Consider the following 25,597-nt stretch of genomic DNA (forward strand, 5'->3'; position numbering starts at 1 on the left):
ATCAAACCCGGTCGGCGGTGAGCTGATCGACAATCGCGGCGATTGCGCCGACATCGACCCGATAGGCGAAATCCGGCGAGGGCGCGAAACGGTCGCCGCGCGAAATCTGCTCCTCTTCCGTCAATTTCTGGAAATGCACGACATGTTCGAGCCCGAGCATTGCGCATAGATGGGCCGACCAGGGGTCGTGCTGACCCTCGCTGATGATCTCCACGACTTTCGCCCCAGGCGGGCAGAACACGACATTGGCCATCGCCGCGCCGAATTCGGCCACTGCCAGTTCGGCGCGCGCGAACAGGGCGACCTGCTCCTCGAAGCCCAGCATTTCCGGCTGGACCGAGACGACGCCATGCGACGCGAGAGCTTCCGCCAGCTCGGCCCGGTTCTTCAGCGCGCGGCCGTGCTTCATGCCGCGCATCAGGAAGAACCGCCGCGGCAAATGGTCGTAGGCGGCCAGATCGACCGTGGCGCGGATGGCGTCGAAGGTCTTTTTCGCCTGCGGATGGGCGATGTGGGCGCCGAGCCCCGCCATCCGGTTGCTGACGACCGGCTGCGCCACAAAATGATTTTTCGCCGGAATTTCCCGTAGCTGGCCGGGTTTAAGGCCAAGGCGCGCGACAATGCCGCGCTGCCAGTCGCGCAGCGGCCAGGACAGCATCGGCGCGCCGATCTCGCGCCCAAGCGCCATGAGCGGAACGATGTCGAGCAGGAAGTGACCGAAATTCGGCGAACCCGGCTGCGCCGCCAACAGATGGGGACCCGAAACGCGCGGCGCGCCCATGAGCAGCGAGGGGTGAAAGACGAGCCCCTTTTCATCGGGGCCGTCATGCGCGACGCCAATGCATTTCACCGTCCGCAGGCGATCGCGCCGGAACGGCGCCATGAAGGAATGCGGCCAGATTTTCCCTTGCGGAGAGATCATTGCGCCCGAGCGCGCGAACCAGAAATGCGGCCCCGGGCTTTCGAGCGTCAGCCCGGGCGAAACCATGGTGTGATCCGAATAATGGAAGCTCTCGGTGTCGGAGGAATTCCGGCTCAGGGGATGGGCGCGGATGGCGACGGGAGCGTCATCATAGACGAGGCAGCGCGCGCCCTGGGGCGGCAATGCGCCCTCATAGGGAACAAGCGGCAGAGTCTCGACCGATTGAATGACGACGGGAAAGCCCGGAACCAGTTTGAGCAGCGATTGCCGCGCGGGCTCGCGAATCTTGCGCAGCGGCTCACGAATCGCCTGGCGCGTGGCGCGCGACAAAGCATGGCGGAATTTCTTCCAGGCCGAGGCGTCGCCCGTCACGCCAACGTTTTCCTGAGCTGAAACCGCGTCGAGCCCCAGGGAAAATCCTCCATCCGCGCATATTCGACATAACCGCGCCGCGAATAGAATCCCGGCGCCTGGTGATCGAAAGTGGCGAGAATGGCGAATTTGCAGCCGCGCCGCAGCGCCTCGGCCTCAGCCTCGGCCAGCAGGCGCGAGCCAAGGCCCCGGCCGCGAAAATCCTCCTCCACCCAGACCAGATCCGTCGCCAGCCACGCGCCGACGATCAAACCCTGCAGGCCGCCGCGCACGCGCCCATCCGCGTCGCGGGCGACGATGCAGATATGATTGCGCGGATCGCGCACCGGGTCCGGCCCGACGCGGGATTCATTGAAATTCGCCAGACCGCTGAGCAGAACGACCTGGGTCGTCTCGTCGGGCGGATTTTCGAGGGCGACGACGAAACCGCCCTCTTCCGCCTGGGGGCCCCGAGATTCAGCCCGCGTCATTCGGCGGCGGCTTTGGAATAGCCGAGGCGCTGGTTCAATTCGTCGATCAGCTTGCCCGCCGCTTCCGCAATCACCGTGCCGGGCGGGAAGATCGCCGACGCGCCGGCCTTGTAGAGCGCGTCGAAATCCTGCGGCGGGATGACGCCGCCAACCACGATCATGATATCCGGGCGGCCTTCCTTTTCGAGCGCGGCGCGCAGTTCGGGCACAAGCGTCAGGTGGCCCGCCGCCAGAGACGAAATGCCGACGATATGGACGTCGTTCTCGACCGCCTGGCGCGCGGCCTCCTCGGGCGTGGCGAACAAAGGGCCGATGTCGACGTCGAAGCCGAGATCGGCGAAGGCCGAGGCGATGACCTTCTGGCCGCGGTCGTGGCCGTCCTGCCCGACCTTGGCGACGAGAATGCGCGGTCGGCGGCCGTCATGCTCGATGAAAGCTTCGACCTGGGCCTGAACCTTGGCGATGGCGGTGGAATTCACGCCGGCCTCCCGCTTGTAAACCCCGGAAATGCTCTTGATCTCCGCGCGATGGCGGCCGAACACCTTTTCGAGCGCGTAGGAAATCTCGCCGACCGTCGCCTTTTTCCGCGCGGCTTCGATCGACAGAGCCAGGAGATTGGCGCCGCTCTTCGCGCCTGCGGTCAGGGCTTCGAGCGCACCCTGAGTCTCGGCCTCGTCGCGCTCGGCGCGCAGGCGCTTCAGCTTGTCGATCTGCTGGGCGCGCACCGCGGCGTTCTCGACCTTGAGCACGTCGATCGGCCGTTCATTCTCGGGCCGGAACTTGTTGACGCCAACCACCGTCTGCTTGCCGGAATCGATACGCGCCTGAGTCTTGGCCGCCGCCTCTTCGATGCGCAGCTTGGGAATGCCGGCGTCGATCGCCTTGGCCATGCCGCCGAGCGCCTCGACCTCCTGAATATGGGCCCAGGCCTTTTGCGTCAGTTCGGCGGTGAGCTTTTCGACATAATAGGAGCCGCCCCAAGGGTCGATGATCCGGGTCGTCCCGGATTCCTGCTGCAGGAAGAGCTGGGTGTTGCGGGCGATGCGCGCCGAAAAATCGGTCGGCAGCGCCAGAGCCTCGTCGAGGGCGTTGGTGTGCAGCGACTGGGTGTGGCCCTGCGTCGCCGCCATGGCCTCGATCTGGGTGCGGACGACGTTGTTGAAGACGTCCTGCGCCGTGAGCGACCAGCCCGAGGTCTGGCTGTGAGTGCGCAGGGGCAGGCTTTTTTCCGATTTCGGATTGAACTGCTTGACGAGATTGGCCCACAGCAGGCGCGCGGCGCGAAGCTTCGCCACTTCCATAAAGAAATTCATGCCGATCGCCCAGAAGAACGACAGGCGCGGCGCGAACTGATCGACCGTCAGCCCGGCCCCGATGCCGGCGCGCAAATATTCGACGCCATCGGCGAGCGTATAGGCGAGTTCAAGATCCTGCGTCGCCCCGGCCTCCTGCATGTGATAGCCGGAGATCGAGATTGAGTTGAATTTCGGCATATTTTGCGAGGTGAAGGCAAAAATGTCCGAAATGATGCGCATCGAATCCTTGGGCGGATAGATATAGGTGTTCCGCACCATGAATTCTTTCAGAATATCGTTCTGGATCGTGCCAGAAAGCTTTTCGGCCGGAACGCCCTGCTCTTCCGCCGCGACGATATAAAGCGCGAGGACGGGCAGCACCGCGCCGTTCATGGTCATCGACACCGACATCTGGTCGAGCGGAATGCCGGAAAAGAGCGTCCGCATGTCATAGATCGAATCGATGGCGACGCCCGCCATGCCGACGTCGCCGGCGACGCGCGGATGGTCGGAATCATAGCCGCGATGGGTGGCGAGGTCGAAGGCGACCGACAGGCCCTTCTGGCCCGCCGCGAGATTGCGGCGATAAAAGGCGTTGGAATCCTCGGCGGTAGAGAATCCGGCATATTGCCGCACCGTCCAGGGCTGATTCACATACATTGTGGGGTAGGGCCCGCGCAGAAAAGGCGCGACGCCGGGAAAAGAGTCGATCGCCGGCAGCCCCTCGACATCCTCCGGCCCGTAGACGCTCTTCACGTCGATGCCTTCCGGCGTGAGCCATGTCTCGGCCGAAAAGGCCGGCGGCGCGGCGCTCTGGTCCTTGTCGAGGGGAAGGAGAGAGAAATCCGGGATGCGGCTCATTCGACTTTCCACCATCCAAACTATTTGCCAAACTATTTGTCGCGGACGCGCGAGGACTCGTCCGGCCTTTATACGCCCGACATTATTGCGGCGCCATAGGTCATCCGTCAGAGAGCAATCGCCGCCAGGCCATTTTTCCGACGATCGAAGTCCGCGCAAGATCGGCCGCGGACACGATGAAACGCCGGCTGGCTTGACGACGCCGGTCCCCGCGTCGCGCCTTTGGTGAGGTTCATTTACAGTTCCGCTACACTTCCGCCTCATATTGCGGCGGTTCCGGGCGATGCGCAGAATGACGCGGCGGATCACATCGAGGAGACCTGTTCATGGTCGGTGACTCTGGTCGTGAAGCCCGTACGTTTGCGAAGGACAAGGCGCTGGAGGCGACCAAGCGAACAGCGATCACGCTGCTGCCGGAGTCTCCGCTCGGCAAATATGACGACGGCGCGCCCTTCGACCAGGTGCAATATCTCGAAGCCAAGCTCATCCTGAAGCCGGAGCGCTTCACCTCGATCCAGGCGTTCCGGGATTTCGGCGCGATCGTGAAACGAACGGCCGAAGAGGCCGGCGTCGGTTTCATCGAACAACCGGAGCTCAATCTGCGGCCGGAAATCCGGGAGATCGTCTTCGGCGACACGCCGGATTTCCGCCTCTACAACAATGCCTTCATCCTGCGCCGGCGCATCCGCTATGTGGACGGGTTTCCCGTGGGCGATCCGGAAGTCGTCCTCAAATTCCGCCATCCCGACGAGCGCGCCGCGACCGAAATGGACGTCCGGCCCAATATCGACGGCGCATGCAAGATCAAGTTCAAGGCCGAGGCGCTGCCACTGAAGGACCAGCCGGGCGGCTACCGCATCCTGTTTTCGCATAATTGCCAGTTCGGCCTGAGCCAGGCGCGCCGGCCCGACCGGCTGAACATGGGAACGCTGGCGACGATCTTCCCGGCCTTGCGACGCCTTGGCGTCGCCGACAAAGAGCGCATCACGGTCGTGAACAAAGGGATCGTCGAGGAGGTGCTCCTGCCGCTGGGAACGCTCGATTTCGGCAAGGGCGTCCTGGCGAAATGCGACGTTTCGCTATGGCGCACGCGCGGCGAGCACAAGTCGCTGGTCGGCGAATTCGCTTTCCAGGTCAAATTCAGCAAGCGGGAGGCCGTCGCCGAAAAGCCGAAGCGGCGGGCGGGCGCCTTTTACATGACTCTGCAGAAGGAAGTGGCGGACTGGCTGGCGCTCGGCGTGACGAAGACGGCGATGGTCTATCGGCTCAACGGCCAAGAGCTGCAAAGCCATGAGTGAGCTGGCGGAGCCGAGCGCGGCGGCGCGGCCGGCCGTATCGGTCGCGCGCATTTTCCGTGAATTCCTGATCATTGGCGCGATCAGCTTCGGCGGCGCCGTGCCCTATCTGCGCGGCCGGCTGGTCGAGACCGAGGGCTGGGTTGACGACAAGGAATTCGTCGAAATGCTGTCGATCAGCCAGACCCTGCCGGGGCTTAACGCGACAAATCTCGCCATCCTCGTCGGCCAGAAGCTGCGCGGCGCGGCGGGCGCGGCGGCGGCGATCATCGGGATGTGCCTGCCCGGCGCCATGATCATGTATGTCGCCGGCATCCTTTATTGGCGCCATGGCGAACGCGCCGCCTCGACCGCGATCCTGAAAGGCGTGGCGGCGGCGGCGGTGGGACTGGCGCTCTATACCGCGATCCAGCTCGGCCGGCGCTCGGTCACGACCCGCGCCGATCTGCTGTTCGTGGCGCTGACGGTCGTCGCGGTGGACCGCTACCATATCTCGGTCCTGTGGACCCTGCTCGTCGTCGGACTGCTCAGCATCTTGTGGCGCAGCCCTGGCCGCGCGAAAAAGGCGCCGGACGCATGAACCAGATTCCGGCGCTGATCCGCGTCTTCTCCTATCTGTCGCTGCTGGCGATCGGCGGCGGCATGGCCGCCTTTCCCGAAATGGAATATCTCAGCGTCGATGTGCATCACTGGCTGACCAAGGCGCAACTGGTCCATCTCTATTCCATCGGCCAGATGTCGCCTGGGCCGAACATGATGATGATCGTCGCGATCGGTGACTGGGCGGCCGGCGCGCTTGGCGCTTTGGCGGTGCTGGTCGCGTTCTTCCTGCCGACCGCGTTGCTGACCTATGGCGCCGGGCGCGGCTGGAAGCGGCTGGAATCCTGGCCGTGGCGGGATTCGATCCAGCGCGGGCTGGCGCCGGTGTCCATCGGCCTGCTGCTCGCCGGCTGCTACACGATGGCGAAGAGCGCGATCTTCGGCGTCGAAACCGCAGCCATCGCGACCGGCGTGATCCTGATCCTGCTGCAATATAAGATCAACCCCGCCCTGCTCGTCGCCGCCAGCGCGGCCGTCGGCTATGTTTCGTTCCGATAGGCGCCCGAGGACGGCGTCGTTGCATTGAAATTTTTTCGGTATGCATCAACACACAGGAGGTGTTTGATCCCGGGCTTTGATGGCGCAATTTTCTCCAACAGCTGGAGTGATGCGCCATGGGCCAGGATCTTCACGGGAGCGCCCGCGCGACGGAGGCGGTCCGTCGTGCGATACACGGAATAGTCAAAAGAGCTTGAGAGCGCTGGCGACGCGCTATGGCGCCGCCATTCTGGCCGCCGCTCCGACACTGGCGATCACGGCAGTGCGGATCAACGTCACGCTTATTGGCTTTCCGCCCGGTGCGACAGAGTGCTTTTGCGACCGGCGAGCAAAAGATCAGCCCATGCCCGTGAAACCTTCTCCGCGCCGGTTCCGGCTATATGGCAATCGTCGTAGCGATCGACTTCATCGAGCAAGGCGTCGGTATTCACGCCCTGCCTGAGGCCATTTCCGCTCTTGGACAGGGCCAGTTGCGCGCGCACGATCGCATTGTCGGGAGCGTCTGTCCTGAAACCGTTGTTGCTCGGTTCGAGGCATTTCGAAGCGATGGAGAGATAGACAGGCGCGTCGATGTTCTGCCCGCGCAGCGTATCGACCATGGACACGAAGCGTTCGCGATAGGCGGCCTCGCTCGCGCCCTTGACGTAATCGACGTCGCCCTGATCCCACAGAACATCCGTCACGCGATAGCCCTGGCGTTCAAGCTGCCGCGCCGTCTCGACCAGAAGGCTGTTGATATCGCCGCCTCGCGCCCATCGCGCGACCTCGAAGCCGGAAAAGGCCAGGGGCGCGATGACGACATCGTCGAACTTGCCCGACGCGATGAGCAGGTTTCCCAACTTCGTCCAACATTCGCCTCTCGCGTCGGTCGATCCCAGGAGCGGCGAAGCGGCGATAAAGCACTGGCCGCCGAAGAAATTGACGACATGCGCGCCATATTCGGATCGGTACCGCTGGCCTCCATGGTTTCCGGCGCTCGATTGGCCGAGCGCCAGCAGAACGGCGGTTTTATCGGACTGTTTCGGGCAGGCGACGGCGATTTTCGTTTCGTCGGCAATGTGCCGGCCGTCATCGGCAAAAAGTAACGACTGTCCGCGAAGGCCTTTTTGACGGAGAGCCGCTCTTCAGTGCGGAAATCTGCGGCCACGGGAAGAAATCGTGTCGTTCGCTTTCGCCGCCGACCAAATATGCGGCAAGCAACGTGAGGCCAAGCAGCAAGGACTTGCGCATCTTCCCCGACGCCCACGGTCGCCGATGCCTGAAATCCAGACCAAAACAATTGTTATTTCAGTTGATTGATCGCCGGCGCATTTGCGTCCACCGACGCAAAGGTTCGGAAATCGTCAAGACCAATTGACGAACGCTTTCATAGGAACCTGGATCACGCAAGCAAGTTGCCTGACGACGTAAAACGACGCAGAACGATTTACGAAGATCGCAAATCTTCAATCGCCGGCTTCACGCGAGGCTTGCGTGCGCCGGCCCGTTCCGGTCCTCCGCGGCGAGGACCGTCAATTCAGCGGCAGCGCCACGAACCGCGCCTGGCCTTGCGCATTGGCGATCAAGAGCAGCGCCGTCTTGCGGCCCTCGGCCTTGATCGCCTTGGCTGCGGCGGCGACATCCTGCGGTGCGTTCACCGGCTTGCGGTTGATTTCGAGGATCACGTCGCCGGGCGCAAGATGCTGTTCGGCGGCAGGCGAGTCGCCGTCCACGGCGACGATTGCAACACCCGTCTTGACGCTGTCCCTGATCCGGAATTTCGACCGCAGATCCCCCGTCAGCGCCGCGACGTCCATGCCGAGCACGTGGGTCTTTTCCTCCTGCGGCGCCGGCTCCTCGGCCTGTTCCTGCTTGTCCTTCCCGGCCTTGGCCTCGCGCTCTTCGAGCCGGCCAAGCGTGACCTTTTTCGTCAGCTCCTTGCCGTCGCGGATGATGACGACATCGACCTCCTTGCCGACCGGCGTCAGAGCGACGATCTTAGGCAATTCGCGGGCGTCGTCGACCGGCTTGCCGTCGAAGGTCACGATGACGTCGCCGGGCTTGAAGCCGACATGGGCCGAGGGGCCGGTTTCGTCGATGCCGGAAATCAGCGCGCCGCGCGCCTTGCCGAGCCCCAAGCTTTCGGCGATGCCCTCGTCGACCTTCTGGATGCGCACACCAAGCCAGCCGCGCCGGGTCTCGCCAAATTTGATCAGCTGCTCGATCACCGGCTGTGCGGTATCGGAAGGCGTCGCGAAGCCAATGCCGATCGAGCCGCCCGATGGCGAGAGGATCGCGGTATTGATGCCGATCACCTCGCCCGCCATGTTGAACAAAGGCCCGCCGGAATTGCCCTTGTTGATGGCGGCGTCGGTCTGCAGGTAATTGTCATAGGGGCCGCTGTCGATATTGCGGTCTTTCGCCGAAATGATTCCCGCGGTCACGGTTCCGCCGAGCGCGAAGGGATTGCCGACCGCGATCACCCAATCGCCGACGCGGGCCTTGTCGCTGTCGCCGAATTTCACCGCCGGCAGGGGCTTGGGCGGTTTCACGCGCAGCACCGCGAGATCGACCTTCGCGTCCTTGCCGACGATCTGCGCCCTCAGTTTCGTGCCGTCGGTGAAGATCACCTCGATATCATTGGCGCCGTCGATGACGTGATTATTCGTCACGATGATGCCGGAGGAATCGATCACGAAGCCCGAGCCGAGCGAAGTGGAGCGATGCCGGCGCTCCTCGCCGGGGTGGCGGCGATGGCGCTTGAGAAATTCCTCGAACATGTCGTCGAGCGGCGAGCCCGGCGGCAGTTTCGGCATGTCCATGTCTTTTTCGTCTTCGACCTGGGTCGCGGAAATATTGACGACCGCGGCTGTGACCGTCTGGGCGAGATCGGCGAAGGAATCGGGAACCGGCGCCGCGACGACCGGCGCCGCCGCCGCGAAGGCGAGCGCGCCAACGAAGACGACGCCCGCGAGCAGGCGCCGCGCGGAAAAATTGTCAGTGCAGCGAAAAAACATCCCAGCCTCATAAGTCGGCGTCACGGCTTGGCCGTCTTGCCCGAAGGATCGTCGAAGAAACGGAAGAATTCCGAATGCGGCGAAATAACGAAACGCGCGCCCTTGGTTTTCAGCGCGTCGTCATAAGCCTGCATCGAGCGGTAGAACGCGAAGAAATCCGGATCCTTGCTGTAGGCGTCGGCGAAAATGCGGGCGCGCTCCGCCTCGCCGTCGCCGCGCATGGAATCGGCCTTCTGCTGGGCGTCGGCGACGATCACGGTGGCGTCGCGCTGCGCGGCGGTGCGGATCTGCTGCGCCTCCTGCTGACCGAGCGCGCGATATTCGGCCGCCTCGCGTTGGCGCTCGGTGCGCATGCGCTCGAACACCTTTTCGGAGATCTGCTGCGGCAGGTCCACGCGGCGGATGCGGGCGTCCACGATCGAAATGCCGAAACGTTCCGCCTCGGTATTGACCTCGTCGCGGATTTTCGCGGTCAGCGTATGGCGCTCCTCGCGCACGATCTGAGTCTGGGTGGCGTCGCCCAGCACCCGGCGCAGGGAGGAATTGAGCACGGAGGCGAGTTGGTTGTCGGCGCGCGAGACGCCGCCAACCGTCTGGTAGAATTTCAGCGCGTCGGCGATGCGGTAGCGCACGAAAGCGTCCACTTCGAGCCGCTGGTTGTCGGAGGCGAGAATCTCCTGCTTGGGCGATTCGAGATCGAGGATGCGCTTGTCGATATAAACCACCGATTCGATGAAGGGCAGCTTGAAATGCAGCCCCGGATCGGTGACGAGGCCGCGCTGCGGCACCGGCGCGCCGAAGCGCAGCAGCAGCGCCTGCTGGGTCTGTTGGACCTCGAAGGTCGAGGAAAGGACGAGGACGACGGCGACGACCAGCCCCGCCGCCAGCGCAATCAGCCTGGGAGAACTCACGGCTTGCCTCCCGTCTCGGATTTGGCGCCCAGATCGAGCGGCGCGAGCGGCAGGATCGGCGTCGTTCCGGACGCGCGGTCCAGGATGACCTTGTCGCCGGCGCCGAGCACGCGCTCCATGGTTTCGAGATAGAGCCGCTCGCGGGTTACCGCCGGCGCTTTCTGATAGGCGCCGAACACCTTGAGATAGCGCGCGGTCTGGCCGCGCGCCTCGGCCACCGTCTGAGTGCGATAGGCCTCGGCTGCGTTGAGGATGCGGGCGGACTGGCCGCGCGCGTTCGGCACGATCGAATTAGCCTCCGCCTGCGCCTCGTTGACGAAACGGCTGCGATCCTGCTGCGCCGCCGTTACGTCGCGGAACGCCGCGATGACGGTGGGCGGCGGATCGACCGAAAGCAGCTGCACCTGAATGACCTCCACGCCGGCGCGGTAGGAATCGAGCACCTTCTGGATGGCCTTTTGCGCCTCGGGCTCGATCACCTTGCGCGCCACGGTCAGCAGAGGCTGGATCTGGGTGCGGCCGACGATGTCGCGCATGACGCTTTCCGAAACCGCCTTGATCGTCTCGATCTGATTCTTGATGTTGAAGGCGAAATATTCCGGATGGGCCGGGTCGATCTGCCAGATCACGCGGAATTTCAAGTCGACGATATTTTCGTCGCCGGTCAGCATCAGACTTTCTTCCGGCAATTCGACAGCGCCGGGCTGGTCGGCGCGACCCAGCGCGCCAATGTCGATCGAGTTGCGATCCGTGACGTTGAGTTTGATGACCGATCCGAGCGGCTCGGGCCAATTATAGTTCAGGCCCGGCATGGTCTTGCCGACATAGCGCCCGAAAACGAGATTGAGCCCAACCTGGTTGGGATCGACCGTATAAAAACCGCTGGCGAGCCAGAGCGCGCCGACCGCGGCGACGATCAGCGCCAGAATGCGCGGCGAAAAATCGCCCCCCGTGAGGTTGCGCAGCCTTTCCTGCGCCCCGCGCACCAAGGCTTCGAGATCGGGTCCGCCGGAGGGCTTTCCGCCGCCTGGCGCGCCCCAGGGATTGCCGCCGTTGGAGCCGCCTCCCGGCCCCCCGCCGGAGCCCCAGGGGCTGCGTCCCTCATCGCGCGCGCCGCGCTTTCCGTCGGAAGGATCGTTACCCTCCGGCTTGGGCGGCTGGTCGCCACCTGGTTTGCTCCAGGGCATATGGTCCTCGAATCTACCCGGCCGCCGCGTCGCCCGCGCCGGCCGCCTCTTTATAGAATGCGCTTCCCGCGCGCACAATCCGCGATCAAATCCTTAGGTAATCGCCGAATTCCAGACCGAATTCGTCCTCCGGGGCGAGCTGCGGCCGCTCGCGCCGCTCCTCCCGCCATTGGCTCCAGTCGATCTCGGGGAAGAAAACGTCGGCCTCGGGCGCGCAATCGACGAATGTCAGCCGCAGGCGCTGCGCGCGCGGCAGGCCGAGACGGAAAAGCTCGGCGCCGCCGGCGAGTATGGCCTCCCGCGCGCCCATCGCGCGGGCGAGCGTTTCGGCCAAAGCCAAGGCGGCGTCGAAATCGCGGGCGAAATGAAGATGTTCCGGCCTCGCCCCGGCGAGGAAGCCCGGATCGCGGGTCGGGACGACGGTCTCACGCCCCGGCAGCGGCCTGCCGATCGACTGATAGGTCTTGCGGCCCATGACCAGCGGCCGCCCCCAGGTAATGCTGCGGAATCGTCTGAGATCGGTCGGAGCGCGCCAAGGAATGGCGTTGTTCCGGCCCAAGGCGCCATTGCGCGCGACCGCCGCGACGACGACGAGCGCGATCTCATCGCTCACGCCGCCCACCCCTCACGTCCATCCGGCACATCGCATCCAAAGCCCAAAGAAAATCGGCGTCACGCCGTTACCGGGCGCAAGCATAGGCCCGGGCGACGGGCGGAGACAGATTTTTTGCCCGCTCCCCGCGCGAGGCCGACGAATGAAGCCATGTGCTGACCATCCCGATCCAGATCAATGCTCCCTGCAGAATCGAAACCGATCGTCGCGCGCCACACGCTGGCGTCGCCGGCCCCATCGGATTCTTGTGGAGACCGCGGATGAGCGATTCCCGGTACGACGAACTCGTGGCCCATGGCGTACAGTCGATCATGAACGCCACGGTCCACTCGAAGCCCTATCCGCATATGGCCTTCGCGAATTTCTGGCCCGACGATTTTTATCGGGAATTGATCGCCAAACGGCCCGAGCCGGAAAACTCCATCAATCCGATCGGCCGCAACGCCCGCAGCCGGTTCATTGTGTTCGACGGCGACGGCGACGCCGGCGGCGAGGGCTGGCCGGTCAAGATGTATCCGCGGCCGGCGCCTTATGCCGACTATGACGGCTACGCCATCACCCCGCATCCGGAAATGCGCCGCGATTGACCGTTTTTCTCATCCGTCCTTGCGCCGGGGGTTGAATCGTCGGTGTGTCTGCGAGGGCAATTCACCAAACATCGCGGCGTAATCACGTGAAAAATGGCCGAAATGCCAGAAGCCCCAATAGGCCGCCGCTTCGGTTACCGACGTCGCGGTGCGCAGCATCCGGCGGACGCCGTTGAGACGCACGGCGCGCAGGAAACTCGCCGGGCTGACGTTCAGCACGTCCTGAAAGCAATATTGCAGCGTCCGCCGGCTGACCCCGACGACGCGGCACAATTCGGCTATGCTGATCGGTTCGTCGGGCCGGCTGTGAATGGTCTCTCGGGCCCGGGCGACGACGGCCCAGCGCCGCGCCGGCGCGGCGGCGTCCGGGGCCAGATCGGCGCGCGATTCCACCAGCGCCGCCACATTGGACACCAGGCCGTTATGAAGCGTGTTCATGATCGGGCCATTCAAAACCAGATGCGGCGAAGCCTCGGCGATCTGGAGAACGCCCGCGATGAAGTCCTTTATCATGGCCGAGGCGGCGGGATCGACCCGGGCCAGATGGGCGAAATCGAATTGCGCCCAAACCCCGTCGCGCGCGCCATCGAAGAGCATATCCTCCAGGGCCGCGCGCGGAACCACCAGGCCCGCCATGGTCATTTCGCGCGGGGAATAGAATTCGAAGCCGTCGCCGCCGGAAAAAACGTGCAGCGCCCCGGGCTCGTCCGGCATGCCGCAAAAGCACGCGGGACCGGACATTTTCAGGGGCAGGCCGATCGCGATCAAATCCGGCGGCAGAACGCCGTATTGGAGCAGAGTCTGTCCGGTGAATTCGGTGAAGAGCCGGCTGTCGCGAAGCTGAACTTCCTTCACCGTCCCGAAAAATTTTCCGGCCGACATTTGCGCATAGGATTGGTTCCAGCCGCGCAGGAGAGTCGCCTGCTCGTCGACGTCATTGCTGGCGCCGACGAACAAATTGCCGAAATTCGACCCGGAGCTTCCTTCGGCTTTGGATCCGGCGACCGCAGACATTTCATGATGTTAACCGAATTCTTCGGCGCGACAACTCACATTTTGCTTTTCGCGCCGGCGCCTTCCGCCGTGGCGAGAACCTCGGGCGATGCGGCGGCGATGGTCGCGCCGTCCATTTCGGTCTCGTCCTTGAGCAGAACGCCGCTGATCCGCCGGCGGGTCGCCTCCCCGATCAGATAGAACAATTTATTGGCCGCGGTTTCATAGCTCATGCCGTCGGGACGGACGTTCGAAATGCAATTCCGGTCGGCGTCGTTCCGGCCGACGCGCGGAGACCAGGTCAGGTAAATCCCCATCGAATCCGGCGAACTGAGGCCCGGCCGCTCGCCGATCAGCACAACCGCGAGCGCCGCGCCGAGCAGATCGCCGATTTCATCGCCCAGCGCCACGCGCCCCTGAAGCACGAGCGTCGCGGGCGCGAGGCTCACCCCCCCCGCCTTCAGGCGCGGCAGAAGCGCGCCGAGGAATGGAAGGACGTTCCTTTCGATCGCCAGCGCCGAAAGACCGTCGACCACGACCAGCGCGACATCGCGACGAGCACTGGGCCCGGCCGCGACTTTGGCCAGAGCCTGGCGCGAGGGCTCATCAAGCCGGCGGCCGAGGTCGGGCCGCTGGAGAAAAGTCGCGCGATCGCCGGCCGCGCTCTGGACGAGAACCGGATCGAGACCGAAATCGGCAAGGCCGGGGCGCAGGGCCTGGACGTCGAGCGCGCGATGAACCGCGTCGCGGGCGCGCGCATGATCGAACTGGAAATCGAGATGGGCGGAGGTCGGCAGGCTCGTACCGGCGCGGCCCAAAGCGATGCGCGCCTGGGTCAATTGCCGGAGCGAACGCCAGGCGCTCGGAACGACGGGAGGATTGCTCATCTACGTCTCCCTCAGGCCAGTTGCGCCAGGGCCTGCTGGATCGGCCTGGGCACGGCGTCGGCAAGGCGCAATTGCGGCCCCTCCTGGAAAATGCCCACCTTCAACAGCCAGTCCTCGAATTCCGGCGCGGTCTTCAGGCCAAGGATCTTCCGGGCGTAAAGCGCGTCGTGGAAGGATGTGGTCTGGTAATTCAGCATGATGTCGTCCGAACCGGGAATGCCCATGATGAAATTCACTCCGGCAGCGCCCAGCATGGTCAAAAGGACGTCCATATCGTCCTGATCGGCCTCGGCGTGATTGGTGTAGCAAATGTCGCATCCCATCGGAACGCCAAGCAATTTGCCGCAGAAATGATCTTCCAGCCCGGCGCGGACGATCTGCTTGCCATCGTAGAGATATTCCGGCCCGATGAAGCCGACCACCGTATTGACCAGGAAGGGATCGAACTTGCGCGCGACCGCATAGGCGCGCGCCTCGCAGGTCTGCTGGTCCACGCCATGATGGGCGTTGGCCGAGAGCGCCGAGCCCTGCCCGGTTTCGAAATACATGACATTGTCGCCGACCGTGCCGCGCTTCAGCGACAGGCCCGCCTCATAACCCTCGCGCAAAACCGAGAGGCTGATTCCGAAACTCCTGTTGGCGGCCTCGGTCCCGGCGATGGACTGAAACACCAGATCGATCGGCGCGCCGCGCTCGATCGCCTCGATGCTTGTCGTGACATGCGTCAACACGCAGGACTGGGTCGGAATCTCGTAACGCGCGATCACGTCGTTCAGCATGTTGACCAGTTTGATCACCGCCGGAATGCTGTCGGAGGCGGGATTGACGCCGATGACGGCGTCGCCGTTGCCATACATCAGACCGTCGATCACGCTGGCGGCGATGCCGAGCGGATCGTCGGTCGGATGATTGGGCTGAAGGCGGGTCGACATCCGCCCCGCGAGCCCGATCGTGTTGCGAAAACGGGTGACGACGCGGCATTTGGCGGCGACCAGAACGAGATCCTGCACGCGCATGATCTTCGAAACCGCCGCGGCCATTTCCGGCGTCAAACCCGGCGCCAGCGCCCTGAGCGCCGCCTCGTCCGCGTCGTCGGAGAGCAGCCAGTTGCGGAAATCGCCAACGGTCAGATGGCTGACCGGCGCGAAGGCCTTGGCGTCGTGCTCATCGACGATCAGGCGCGTGACCTCGTCTTCCTCATAGGGGACAACCTGCTCCTGAAGAAAAATCTTCAGGGGCAGGTCGGCGAGGGCCATCTGGGCCGCGGCGCGTTCGGCGCCATCCGCCGCGGCGATCCCGGCGAGAAGGTCTCCCGAACGCGCGGGAGAGGCTTTGGCGAGGAGGCTCTTGAGATCGCCGAAGCGAAAAGTTTCTCCCCGCACGGAATGGGTGATCTCCATGCTCGATCCTCCTCGCGTCCGACGCTTATTTCGTGCTCGCCGGAACCGCGGCGGCCTGGAGGTCCTCGGCGAGCTCTTCCGGCGATTCCAGCATCACGTCGAGCGGCGCCTCCTCGCGGCGGCGGCGCGTCGCGACGTAATAGACATAGGCGAGGCCGAAGCAGGCGAGGAAGACGCCGGTGACGAGCTGATTGTAATAGACCATGGCGATCAGTGAAATGACGGCGCTGATGAGGGCGATCGCCGGGAAGACGGGATAAAAGGGCGTCTTGTAGGGGCGCTCCATGTCAGGCTCGCGGCGGCGCAGGACGAACAGCGACATCATGCTGATGATATACATGACGATCGCGCCCAGCACCGACATGGTCACGATGTTCGCCGTCAACGACTGGCCGCCGAAACTGCCGATATTGTCGCTGAAGATCGCCGCGAGGCCGACGAGACCGCCCGCGATGATCGCGCGATGCGGGGTCTTGAAGCGCGGATGCACCTTGGCGAGGAAGGGCGGCAGATAGCCGGCGCGCGCCAAGGCGAAGATCTGGCGCGAATAGCCCATGATGATGCCATGGAACGAGGCGATCAGGCCGAACAGGCCGATCCAGACCAGCATATGCAGCCAGTTGCTGTTTTCGCCGACGATGAATTTCATCGCCTTGGGCAGGGGGTCGTTGATGTTCGACAGCTTGGTCCAGTCGCCCGCGGCGCCGGCGAACAGCATCACGCCGATGGCGAGCACGATCAGCGTCAGAATGCCGGCGATATAAGCGATCGGGATCGAGCGCCTGGGGTCCTTGGCTTCCTCGGCGGCCATGGCCACGCCTTCGATCGCCAGGAAGAACCAGATGGCGAAGGGAATGGCGGCGAAAATGCCGGGAATGGAGGACAGGGAGAAGGCGTCATGGCCCGACCAGCCGCCCTTGACAAAATTGGCGACCGAGAAGCCCGGCGAAACGACGCCCATGAAAACCAGCAATTCGATGATCGCGAGAATGGTCACGAACAATTCGAATGTCGCCGCAATCTGCACGCCGACGATGTTCAAGGCCACGAAGACCAGAAAAGCGCCAGACGCCGCGATCTTGGGATCGAGCGCGGGAAATTGCACGTTGAGATAGGCGCCGATGGCCAAAGCGATGGCCGGGGGCGCGAAAACGAATTCCACCAGGGTCGCGACGCCGGCGACAAAGCCGCCGAAATCGCCAAAGGCGTGACGGGCATAGGCGAAGGGACCGCCCGCGTGAGGAATGGAGGTCGTCAGTTCGGTAAAGCTGAAAATGAAGGTCGTGTACATCACGGCGATGAACACGGAGGTGATGAGAAAGCCGAGCGTGCCCGCCGTCGCCCAGCCATAGCTCCAGCCGAAATATTCGCCGGAAATGACCAGACCCACGGCGATGCCCCAAAGCTGGAGCGTACTCAAGGTTTGCTTCAATTCATGGTGGGTGACGACGCCATGGTGGCGCCCTGCTTCGACTGACGACATCTTCCGCTCCTGAAACGTAAATTTTTGTGCGATGGCGACGCCGGACAGCGTTGTCCAGTTTGCCCCGGGTCAAATCCTATCTTGAAACGTCGATGACGCTATCCCATATCGGCAGGCGCAAAAATACTTTAAAATATTGTTTTTACTATATTTACTGTCTTTCCGCCATGCAGCTCGGCGGCTCCCCTGCCCGCGTTCACCCGTTTCGGCAACGCCTCGTTAAGGGGTTGGTGGAATTCCAGCGCGACGATCGGCAAGCCTCATCGCCGAAACTCACGTGATTTCGCCGTCATTGCACCTTCCGCGGTCCATAGATGTTGCGCCGCATAGGCGCGCCACGGGCGCCAGTTTTCCGCGCGCGCCAGAAGCGTTTTCGGGGTTGGCCGCGCGCCGTCGCGATCGGCAAGCGCGCGGCGCAGGCCGATGTCGGCCGCCGGAAAAGCGTCGGGCTCACGCAGCAGGCGCATGGCGATATATTGCGCCGTCCAGTCGCCGACTCCGGGCAGCGCGCGCAAAGCCGACTGTGCTTCCTCCAGGGACAAAGCCGCCGAGAAGAGATGCGGATTGACGGCGGCCGCCGCCGCCAGTTTTTTCAGGCTCTCGGCACGGGCGCGCGTCAGCCCCAGGCCGGCGAGGTCGGCCTCGGCCAGAGCCGCCGGCTCGGGAAAGACGCGGGTCAGGACGGGATCGGCGCAACGCAGCTTTTCGCCGAATCGTTCCGTCAGTCGCGCCGCCAGACGCGCGGCGCCGGCGACCGTCACCTGCTGGCCGAGGATCGCCCGCGCCGCCATTTCGAATCCGTCCCACGCCCCCGGCAGGCGCAAGCCGGGGCGATGGGCGACGAGCGGCGCCAAAGTCGCGTCTTTGCCCAGATCGAGCGCGACGGCTTGAGGATCGGCCGCAAGGTCGAAAACCCGCCGCAGCCGCGCGATGATATTGGGCAGGACCGAAAGCTTCGGAAAACGAACGCGGACCTTGAGCGCGTCGGCCTCGGCCAGCTCGACCGCGACGATTCCATGTTCGCCCTGCAAAGCGATCGCGCGCCGATAGACACCGTTTTCGATCGTTTCGACGCCGGCGATCATGCGCGGACCGAAATAGCCGAGCATGGCCGGCCAATCATAGGGCGGCTTGTAGCGCAGCAGCAGCGTGGTCTCGCCCGGCGCCGCCGCCTTTTCGCCGGCGCTCGCGCGGCGCAGCGCCATGGGCGGCTGGCGATAAAGCGCCTGAAAAGTCTCGTTGAAGCGGCGCAGGCTGCTGAAACCCGAGGCGAGCGCGACCTCGGTCATCGGCAAGGCGGTTTCATGTATCAATTGCTTGGCGAGCAGGATGCGACGGGTCTGGGCGACGGCGACGGGGGAGGCCCCGAGACTTTGCGCAAAAAGGCGGCGCAGATGGCGCTCGCCGACGCCCACGCGCTCGGCCAGCCTTTCGACCGGCTCGTCGTCGAGCGCGCCGAGTTCGATCAGCGCCAGAGCCCGCGACACGGTGTTCGACGTCCCGCGCCAGGCGCCGAGGTCCGGCGCGGTTTCGGGACGACAGCGCAGACAGGGCCGGAATCCTGCTTCCTGCGCCGCGGCGGCGGCGGCGAAAAAGACGACGTTCTCGCGCCGCGGCGTGCGCGCCGGGCAGATCGGGCGGCAATAAATCCCGGTCGTCCTGACGCCGGTGAAAAAGCGGCCGTCGAAACGCGGATCGCGCGCGCAAATGGCGCGATAGCAGGCGTCGTGGTCGATATCCATGCACGCAATCTGCGCCTTCCGTCGGCCAAAGTCTCGCGGTTTTCGGACTCGTCCGTCGCGCCTATCATGTCCGAAAGCCGCCAGACAGGCGGCGCCATATCGGCTAACCAGAGTCATGACCATAGATCGACTCTATCTCGAACTTGTGCGGACGCCGACTGGCGCAATGCGCCTCGTCACCGACAGCGATGGCGCCCTTCGCCGGCTCGATTGGGCGGGCGAGGACGGCGGCCTCGACCCTTCAACCCCGCGCGACCGGGCGCGGATCGCGCCGCCCGCCGCCGCCTCGCGCGCGCGCCGCGCGCTTGAAGCCTATTTTGACGGCGACATCGCGGCGATAGAGGAATTGGCGGCGCGGCCGCAGGGAACTGAGTTCCAGCGCCAGGTCTGGGCGGCTTTGCGCAAAATCCCGGCCGGCGCGACCGCGAGTTATGGCGAAATCGCCGCGCAAATCGGCCAGAAGAACGCAGCGCGAGCGGTGGGGATGGCCAACAACCGCAACCCGATCGCCATCGTCATCCCCTGCCATCGGGTGATCGGCGCCAATGGCGCGCTGATCGGCTATGGCGGCGGGCTGGAGCGAAAGCTTTGGCTGCTGCGCCACGAAGGCGCGATTTTATAGCCTTGGAATGACGACGCCGGCGCGCGCCGGATTCATTTCGGCAATTTGCCTGTCGCCTCGGCGCCGTCCTTCAATTTTTTCGCCTCCGGCAGGTTGGCGCGGCAGGGCGCGCTCATTTTGGCCTGCTGGCCTTGGAGACAGGCGAGCATCCGCCCGCCGCCGGGTTTGACCCCGGCGCAGAGCGCCGCCGCGTCGCCGCCGCAGGCCGATTTGATGCGGTAGATTTCGACCGGATTTTGCGCCCGCGCGGGCAGGATCATCGTCCAGAGGATGGCGACGGCGAATGCAAGCTTGTTCATGCTCTTTCTCACTTCTCGATTCTTTGCGCCCCCGGACGGCGCGCGCCCGCGACCCCGAAACGCAAGGGCTCGTCCTTCGGCGCCTCGCCGAAAGCGCCGGCGCGCGTAAGCAAAAACTAACCAAGAAGTCGATCCGATCGGAACGCGCGCGGGGGGCGTGATACCCTTAGGGAAAAGCGGAAACAGCTTGGAGACGATGTTGATCGCACGAGACTGGATTCAAATCCAAAGCGAACTCGATGACCTGCGGCCGAAGATTGATTCCGGCGGCCGGAACGCGCCGACGATGGATGCGGACCCGCCGTCCGCCAAAAATTCGAAAGCCGAGGACGCGCTCCTCAGGCACATCGCCGTTGCGCTTTGCTCGGACGAGAACGACGAGCCCTGAACGGGCGCGCTCGATTCCGGCAAGGGAAATGAGGAACGGCCGATGCGCGGCCTCGAAATAGACGCGCATGATTTTTCGCGCCCCTTTCGCTCCCGACAGAAGCTTTCCGCACAGTCCGCGCGTCCCTAAACCCGCGCGTCTTTCGCGCTGATCCTCGCCGGCGGGAGCGCCGATTTCGTCATAGATGCGCCTTTCTCCAATCGCTCACCGGCTCAAACCCCTGAACGCGCCGGCCTGTCCGGGAAGGCGTCCATCGACGCCCGCGCGTCGCCCCTTGACGCGCCCCCTTTCGCACCGCCAAGGTCGCCGGCGAAAGGTTTGAACCCATGACCAAATCCACCCCGCAATCGCGGAAGGGCATGCGCGCGCGCACCAAGCTGGTTTATGCCGGGCGCGAGCCGTCCGAGCAGTTCGGCTTCGTCAATACCCCGATCTATCGCGGCTCGACCGTCTTGTTTCCCGATACGGCTTCGCTCGAAGGGCGTTCGTCGTCGCGCTTTCGCTATGGCACTTATGGAACGCCGACGACGGAAGCCTTGGAAAAGGCCTGGAGCGAAATATCCGGCGCCGCCGACACCGTCCTCGCGCCGTCAGGCCTCGCCGCCTGCTGCCTCGCCATGCTCACCGCCCTGTCGAGCGGCGATCACGTGCTGGTCACCGATTCCGCCTACGGTCCGACCCGCTCGTTCTGCGAGCATTTCCTGGCCCGTATGGGAATCGAAACCACCTTTTACGATCCGCTGGCCGGCGCGAATATCGAGGCTCTGTTCAAACCCAACACCAAGGCCGTGCTGGTCGAGGCGCCTGGCTCGCAGACATTCGAGATGCAGGACATTCCCGCGATCGCCGAAGTCGCCCATGCGCGAGACGCCTGCGTCATTATGGACAATACCTGGGCGACGCCCCTGTTCTTCCCGGCGCATGAACGCGGGATCGATCTTTCCGCCGACGCCGGCACCAAATATCTCTCGGGCCATTCGGACCTGCTGCTCGGTCTGGTTTCCGCCAATGAGAAATGGGCCAAGAGACTGCGCCAGACTTTTCAGCTGTTTTCCAATTGCGCCGGTCCGGAAGACGCCTGGCTGGCGCTGCGCGGCCTGCGCACCATGCATTTGCGGCTGCGCGAGGCGGAGAAACAGGGCCTTGCGCTCGCCCGCTGGCTCGAAAACCGCCCCGAAGTGTCGCGGGTGCTGCATCCGGCGCTGGAGAGCGACCCCGGCCACGCCATATGGAAGCGCGACTTTCTGGGCTCGACCGGATTGTTTTCAGCGATCCTCAAGCCCGCCTCGCAGCAGGCGGTCGAGGCTTTCCTCGACGGGCTGGAGCTGTTCGGCCTCGGCTATAGCTGGGGCGGTTACGAGAGCCTGGTCATTCCCTTCGACTGCCGGAGCTACCGCACCGCGACCGTCTGGAGCCCGGAAGGCCCCGCTTTGCGCTTCTCGGTCGGCCTGGAAGACATCGAGGACCTCAAGGCCGATCTCGACCAGGGCTTTGCGCGGATGCGCGCCCAGGCGTGACCCCGGCCGCGGGCAAGGCGATCGCCGCAAAGAGATGGCCTTCACGCGTTTCGATCTTGTCCGCGAAACGTTTGGCGAGCGTGAGCATGGCCTGATTGTCGGGCAGGATTTCAAGCTCCAGCCGCGCCAGTCCCGCGCGCGCGCCGGCGTCGATCAATTCGCGCATCAGGGCGCAGCCCAGGCCCTTGCGCCGCCAGTCTTTTTCGACGCTGAAAGCCACTTCGCCGACATCCGGCCGCTCAGGATCGACGAGCAATTCCCCGGCGGCGCGAACCTCGCCGCCTTCTTCGCAGACCGCCACGATGCGGCCGTCGGAGGCCGCCGCGCCCGCGTGCAAATGGATCAGAAATTCGGCGACGTCCTTGAAGAAGCGGAAACGCCGGTCCGCGGAGTCGAGGCGCAGAAGATGCGCCGCATAGCGATCGGCGTCGTCGGGTCCGAGCCGGCCAAACCGCCTGGATGGGGGAGCGCTCGGGGAGTTGGACACGTCAACCTTGGACACGTCAACCTCTTGTCGCCGTCATGGACGTTCATTGTTCGCATGGCGCGCCGCCTTTGACAACGCCAGCTCTTCGACGATCAAGCCGCCGCCGCGCGGCCTGGGCAGCAGCGCTTCCGGCGTTACCGTGAAGGCGATGCGGCGCCGGGCGAAAATCCGCGCAACGATCAGCGCCGAGGCGACGCCGAGAAAAAGCCCGCCGCAGACGTCGCTCGGATAATGGGCGCCGACGACGATCCGCGACGCCGCCACGGGCAGCGCCAGCAGCAGGAAGCCGGCGCCGAAGCGCGGCGACAGCAGGGCCAGCGCGCCGAAGGCGGCGAACATCGTCGTGGTATGGCCCGAAGGGAAACTCGCCAGCACCGCTTTGAACGAGAACGGGTCGAAATGGAATGGCCCCACGGAATCGATCAGATAGGGACGGGCGCGGCCGACGATATGTTTGATGACCTGCGACGCTATTCCCGAAAAGGCCATCACGGTGAGGAAATAGAACGCGCGCGAGGCGATGAGGCCCCAGGCGGCGCGACGCCGCGCGCCGGCGGCGCCTTCGCGCCGGTAGAGGGCGAAGGCGATCGCCAGAAGGGAAAGAGCGAACAGCCAGTTCGACTTGCCTGCCTGGGTGACGACGCCGAACAATGCGACCAGGCCGGGATCGAGCCGCTCGGCGGCGCGGGCGACCGTCTCATCCGCGACGAGGCCGACGCAGATCAGGATCGTGACGGCAAGGAAGGCGAGCCCGCACCAAAACGGCCAAAACATCGCCACCGGCGCCAACGGCCGGCGCCAATGGCCGGCGAGATCGCGCCAGGCGCGCGCCGCCGTGTCGCCGACCGCCGCGAAACCGCCGGCTCGGTCAACCCCCGGCCCCCAGATCAAACGACGCCCCCCACGTCAAACCATGGCCGCGAAAGGCGCAGGGTTTGGGGACGGACGTGGCGCAGTACCGGCGCGCCCGCGCAAAACGGCGGTTGGGACGACATCGCGCCTCAGTTCAGCCTGGCGGGCAGCGGCGTCGTTCGATCCTCCGCCGCTCTTTCCGCCGCCAAATGGGCCTTTGCGACGAATAAGGAATCGATTTTGTCGTTCGCCGGGTAGACCATGCCTTTATTGACGGCGGAATCGCCCGGCGCCGTCGCGATCGTCGACGATTTCGCGCCTTCCGCCGCGAGAGCGGCGGGACGGGCCTCTGGCAAGGCATGGGCCGCGAACTCCTTCAGGCTTGGCAGAGACACAGTCTTGCCGCGCGTCGAAACGCGGAATTCGGGAACCTTGTCGCCGACCACCGGCTGGTCGAAGATCAGCATGAAACCGAGCCGACCCGATCCCATGCCCGCGGCAACGCGATCGCTCCTTATTTGATCGGCGGTGGCGTGTCCGATTGATTTATTGTCCAAAAAAGCCTCGACCTCGGCGACCTCCTCCCCCAAGGTCGGAAGCCAAGCCCAGCCATCCGCGCCGGAGCGGGTGACGATATCGACAAAACCGATTACGGGCGGCCATTTGCCGTCGGAAAGATCGACAAGCCCCTCGGGGCCGGTCACGCGGATCACGGGCGCCCGATCCGATCCGACTTCATCCGCGAAAGTCATGGCGAAACCGTATTGGCCGGTTCCCTTCCCAGTGTCGCGAAGGTCGGCGCGCGGCAGATTGGCGAATGTCTTGGCGATCGCTTTCCCATCGAGGACAGCTTCGACCTCCAGCGCGTTGTCCGGCGCCGAAGGCGCCCAAACCCACCCCGCAGCGCCCCAGCGCGTCAAACTTCCAACGGCGCCTTCGATGACCGCCCGATTTTGCGGCCGGCCATCCGCTCTGTCTTTGCTAACGGTCATCGTGCAGACGCACCACGTGAAGTTGAAGCACCGGCAAGACTATGCATTCGATTTGGAGACAGGGTCAAGCGACGTTGAGGTCATGTTAAACGGCGCTGTATCCGTACATTACGCCACGCTCGCCAGCCTCAAAACAAACGGCCGTGAATAAGATGGGCTACCCGGATGATTTTTTTAAATCAATTGCGATAGCTGGCGGGCGTGGCGCTGATTTCGATTCATTTTTCCCCATGACCGGCGCGTGGCGGCGCGCCGATCCGCGTCAGCCAATAGGCGAGCGTGCGCGCCGGGTCCTCGCCTCCCTCGGGCGCTGCGGGCGGGAGCGGCGGCGCTGCGGACATTGCGCGCGCGCGCGCTTCGCGTGGGCTCACGCCGTATTGATCCTTGAACGCGCGGTTGAAGGCGCTGACGTTCTTGAAGCCGACTGAATATGAGATAGGCCCGATATGACGGCCAGAAAACTCGCTCGCCACGACCTCCTGATAGGCCAGACCGAGCCGCGCTTTGCGGATATAGGAGGCGACGCCGCCGACCGGCTCGAACAGGCGGTAGAGCGAGGCGCGCGACACGCCGAACGTGTCGGCGAGGCGACCGGCGTCCAGATTCGGCAAGCGCAGGTTGCGGTCGATATAGCGGCGGATTGTGACGAAGGCGGCGGAGGGAGACGTGGCGGAAGCGCGCGGTGAGGCGAGCGCAGGGCCGATTGCTTTCGTGGCCAGGGCGACGAGCCCGTCGCAAAGGGCGTCCATCTCTCGAATCGACATTTTGCCCGCTTGTTCCGCCAGAGTGCTAAGACAGCCGCCGATCATCGCGCCCGCGGGCGAGGCGGCGACGAGAACGAGACCATGCAGGGCGTTGTCGTGGCCAAGAGCTGCGAGCATGACGGAGCGCGGAACCCACAGGCAGATGTCGCGCGCGCGTTCAGGCTTCTCCGGCGCCCGAAGATCGAGCGTCTGTAGCAGGTCGAGGAAGACAATGTCGCCAGAGCGGATTTCGACCGTCAAATCGCCCGCGCGCCCGCTCATTTCGCCCGAAATTTGGAGGCGGATCACAAAGCCGTCAGCATGGCGGCGCGCGATGGTTTCGGTCGATCGCGCCAGCCGATGCGACGGCGCCGCCGTCTCGCTGAGAACGAAGCGCCCCGTGGCTCGGGCGAGGAAATCGACCTCGGGGTCGGAGCCGTCGGCATGGTCGCCACCAATGTCATAAACGCCCGCGAGGAAGCGCCGCCATGCGGAAAATGACTTTTCTCCCGCCTTGCCGAATGTCAAAAAGGAAAGATCAGCCATTTAATGGGCTCTGCTGTCCGAAACCAGCACGGGCTTGCA

The 25,597-nt window shown here is 64.4% G+C and carries 24 protein-coding genes and 1 pseudogene; 6 read left to right on the forward strand and 19 right to left on the reverse strand.

Features of this window, described 5'->3' with window-relative positions; translation table 11 throughout:
- Window position 1: 1 nt before the first annotated feature.
- The 3 genes from K2U94_RS20655 to scpA are packed head-to-tail and all read right to left on the reverse strand — an operon-like array spanning window position 2 to window position 3,920.
- Complete coding sequence (locus K2U94_RS20655) at window positions 2-1,294, reverse strand: glycosyltransferase family 61 protein (protein ID WP_243067803.1); 1,293 nt, start codon at window positions 1,292-1,294, stop codon at window positions 2-4.
- Complete coding sequence (locus tag K2U94_RS14055; protein WP_243067804.1) at window positions 1,291-1,764, reverse strand: GNAT family N-acetyltransferase; 474 nt, start codon at window positions 1,762-1,764, stop codon at window positions 1,291-1,293. Before K2U94_RS14055 ends, K2U94_RS20655 begins: the two co-directional genes overlap by 4 nt.
- A complete protein-coding gene (gene scpA, locus K2U94_RS14060; RefSeq protein WP_243067805.1) occupies window positions 1,761-3,920 on the reverse strand; it encodes a methylmalonyl-CoA mutase in 2,160 nt (719 codons plus the stop codon). Before scpA ends, K2U94_RS14055 begins: the two co-directional genes overlap by 4 nt.
- A 326-nt stretch (window positions 3,921-4,246) precedes the next feature.
- On the opposite strand from scpA, the gene K2U94_RS14065 reads away from it, so the two are divergent.
- The 3 genes from K2U94_RS14065 to K2U94_RS14075 are packed head-to-tail and all read left to right on the forward strand — an operon-like array spanning window position 4,247 to window position 6,313.
- Complete coding sequence (locus K2U94_RS14065; RefSeq protein WP_243067806.1) at window positions 4,247-5,218, forward strand: hypothetical protein; 972 nt, start codon at window positions 4,247-4,249, stop codon at window positions 5,216-5,218.
- A complete protein-coding gene (locus tag K2U94_RS14070; RefSeq protein ID WP_243067807.1) occupies window positions 5,211-5,795 on the forward strand; it encodes a chromate transporter in 585 nt (194 codons plus the stop codon). Before K2U94_RS14065 ends, K2U94_RS14070 begins: the two co-directional genes overlap by 8 nt.
- Window positions 5,792-6,313 (forward strand): chromate transporter, encoded by a 522-nt coding sequence (locus K2U94_RS14075; RefSeq protein WP_243067808.1) that lies wholly within the window; start codon window positions 5,792-5,794, stop codon window positions 6,311-6,313. Before K2U94_RS14070 ends, K2U94_RS14075 begins: the two co-directional genes overlap by 4 nt.
- Before the next feature lie 281 nt (window positions 6,314-6,594).
- On the opposite strand, the pseudogene K2U94_RS14080 reads toward K2U94_RS14075, so the two are convergent.
- The 5 genes and pseudogenes from K2U94_RS14080 to K2U94_RS14100 form a co-directional block, all read right to left on the reverse strand.
- A pseudogene (locus K2U94_RS14080) lies at window positions 6,595-7,543 on the reverse strand (sialate O-acetylesterase).
- Window positions 7,544-7,824: 281 nt separating this feature from the next.
- The gene (locus tag K2U94_RS14085; RefSeq protein ID WP_243067809.1) at window positions 7,825-9,309 is read right to left on the reverse strand and encodes a Do family serine endopeptidase; all 1,485 of its coding nucleotides are present in this window, start codon (window positions 9,307-9,309) and stop codon (window positions 7,825-7,827) included.
- Between the two features lie 20 nt (window positions 9,310-9,329).
- Window positions 9,330-10,220, reverse strand: a complete 891-nt coding sequence (gene hflC / locus K2U94_RS14090; protein WP_243067810.1) for a protease modulator HflC — start codon at window positions 10,218-10,220, stop codon at window positions 9,330-9,332.
- Window positions 10,217-11,407: an FtsH protease activity modulator HflK gene (gene hflK, locus K2U94_RS14095; RefSeq protein WP_243067811.1), complete on the reverse strand. Its 1,191-nt coding sequence runs from the start codon at window positions 11,405-11,407 to the stop codon at window positions 10,217-10,219. Before hflK ends, hflC begins: the two co-directional genes overlap by 4 nt.
- Window positions 11,408-11,492: 85 nt before the next feature.
- Window positions 11,493-12,020, reverse strand: a complete 528-nt coding sequence (locus K2U94_RS14100; RefSeq protein ID WP_243067812.1) for a dihydrofolate reductase — start codon at window positions 12,018-12,020, stop codon at window positions 11,493-11,495.
- A gap of 260 nt (window positions 12,021-12,280) precedes the next feature.
- On the opposite strand from K2U94_RS14100, the gene K2U94_RS14105 reads away from it, so the two are divergent.
- The gene (locus K2U94_RS14105) at window positions 12,281-12,607 is read left to right on the forward strand and encodes a hypothetical protein (protein WP_243067813.1); all 327 of its coding nucleotides are present in this window, start codon (window positions 12,281-12,283) and stop codon (window positions 12,605-12,607) included.
- Between the two features lie 9 nt (window positions 12,608-12,616).
- Here K2U94_RS14105 and K2U94_RS20565 read toward each other — a convergent pair whose 3' ends face one another.
- From K2U94_RS20565 to K2U94_RS20660, 5 genes are all read right to left on the reverse strand, one after another.
- A complete protein-coding gene (locus tag K2U94_RS20565; RefSeq protein WP_272884868.1) occupies window positions 12,617-13,621 on the reverse strand; it encodes a helix-turn-helix domain-containing protein in 1,005 nt (334 codons plus the stop codon).
- Window positions 13,622-13,656: 35 nt separating this feature from the next.
- Window positions 13,657-14,487, reverse strand: coding sequence for an ethanolamine ammonia-lyase subunit EutC (gene eutC, locus K2U94_RS14115; RefSeq protein WP_243067814.1), 831 nt, complete (start codon window positions 14,485-14,487; stop codon window positions 13,657-13,659).
- Window positions 14,488-14,498: 11 nt separating this feature from the next.
- Window positions 14,499-15,887, reverse strand: a complete 1,389-nt coding sequence (locus K2U94_RS14120) for an ethanolamine ammonia-lyase subunit EutB (protein ID WP_243067815.1) — start codon at window positions 15,885-15,887, stop codon at window positions 14,499-14,501.
- A gap of 25 nt (window positions 15,888-15,912) precedes the next feature.
- Window positions 15,913-17,370 carry an ethanolamine permease gene (eat, locus tag K2U94_RS14125; protein ID WP_243067816.1) on the reverse strand — a complete coding sequence of 486 codons (1,458 nt, stop codon included), beginning with the start codon at window positions 17,368-17,370 and terminating at the stop codon, window positions 15,913-15,915.
- A gap of 260 nt (window positions 17,371-17,630) precedes the next feature.
- The gene (locus K2U94_RS20660; protein ID WP_336606166.1) at window positions 17,631-19,112 is read right to left on the reverse strand and encodes a DNA-3-methyladenine glycosylase 2 family protein; all 1,482 of its coding nucleotides are present in this window, start codon (window positions 19,110-19,112) and stop codon (window positions 17,631-17,633) included.
- Window positions 19,113-19,227: 115 nt separating this feature from the next.
- On the opposite strand from K2U94_RS20660, the gene K2U94_RS20570 reads away from it, so the two are divergent.
- Window positions 19,228-19,734 carry a methylated-DNA--[protein]-cysteine S-methyltransferase gene (locus K2U94_RS20570; RefSeq protein ID WP_272884869.1) on the forward strand — a complete coding sequence of 169 codons (507 nt, stop codon included), beginning with the start codon at window positions 19,228-19,230 and terminating at the stop codon, window positions 19,732-19,734.
- A 32-nt stretch (window positions 19,735-19,766) separates the two neighbouring features.
- Here K2U94_RS20570 and K2U94_RS14145 read toward each other — a convergent pair whose 3' ends face one another.
- Both K2U94_RS14145 and K2U94_RS14150 read right to left on the reverse strand, forming a co-directional pair.
- Window positions 19,767-20,033: a cysteine rich repeat-containing protein gene (locus K2U94_RS14145; RefSeq protein ID WP_243067817.1), complete on the reverse strand. Its 267-nt coding sequence runs from the start codon at window positions 20,031-20,033 to the stop codon at window positions 19,767-19,769.
- Between the two features lie 166 nt (window positions 20,034-20,199).
- The gene (locus K2U94_RS14150; RefSeq protein WP_243067818.1) at window positions 20,200-20,490 is read right to left on the reverse strand and encodes a hypothetical protein; all 291 of its coding nucleotides are present in this window, start codon (window positions 20,488-20,490) and stop codon (window positions 20,200-20,202) included.
- Between the two features lie 257 nt (window positions 20,491-20,747).
- On the opposite strand from K2U94_RS14150, the gene metC reads away from it, so the two are divergent.
- Window positions 20,748-21,938, forward strand: a complete 1,191-nt coding sequence (gene metC / locus K2U94_RS14155) for a cystathionine beta-lyase (protein WP_243067819.1) — start codon at window positions 20,748-20,750, stop codon at window positions 21,936-21,938.
- Here the strand turns inward: metC and K2U94_RS14160 are convergent.
- The 4 genes from K2U94_RS14160 to K2U94_RS14175 all read right to left on the reverse strand — a co-directional run bounded on the left by K2U94_RS14160 (window position 21,889) and on the right by K2U94_RS14175 (window position 25,558).
- Complete coding sequence (locus K2U94_RS14160; protein ID WP_243067820.1) at window positions 21,889-22,440, reverse strand: GNAT family N-acetyltransferase; 552 nt, start codon at window positions 22,438-22,440, stop codon at window positions 21,889-21,891. The two genes, metC and K2U94_RS14160, sit on opposite strands and share 50 nt — an antisense overlap.
- Before the next feature lie 18 nt (window positions 22,441-22,458).
- Window positions 22,459-23,316, reverse strand: coding sequence for a phosphatase PAP2 family protein (locus K2U94_RS14165; RefSeq protein ID WP_243067821.1), 858 nt, complete (start codon window positions 23,314-23,316; stop codon window positions 22,459-22,461).
- A gap of 110 nt (window positions 23,317-23,426) precedes the next feature.
- Window positions 23,427-24,269 (reverse strand): hypothetical protein, encoded by an 843-nt coding sequence (locus K2U94_RS14170; protein ID WP_243067822.1) that lies wholly within the window; start codon window positions 24,267-24,269, stop codon window positions 23,427-23,429.
- Window positions 24,270-24,487: 218 nt separating this feature from the next.
- Window positions 24,488-25,558 (reverse strand): helix-turn-helix domain-containing protein, encoded by a 1,071-nt coding sequence (locus K2U94_RS14175; protein ID WP_243067823.1) that lies wholly within the window; start codon window positions 25,556-25,558, stop codon window positions 24,488-24,490.
- Window positions 25,559-25,597 lie beyond the last annotated feature (39 nt).

Source organism: Candidatus Rhodoblastus alkanivorans (genome assembly GCF_022760755.1).
Classification (GTDB): Bacteria; Pseudomonadota; Alphaproteobacteria; order Rhizobiales; family Beijerinckiaceae; genus Rhodoblastus; species Rhodoblastus alkanivorans.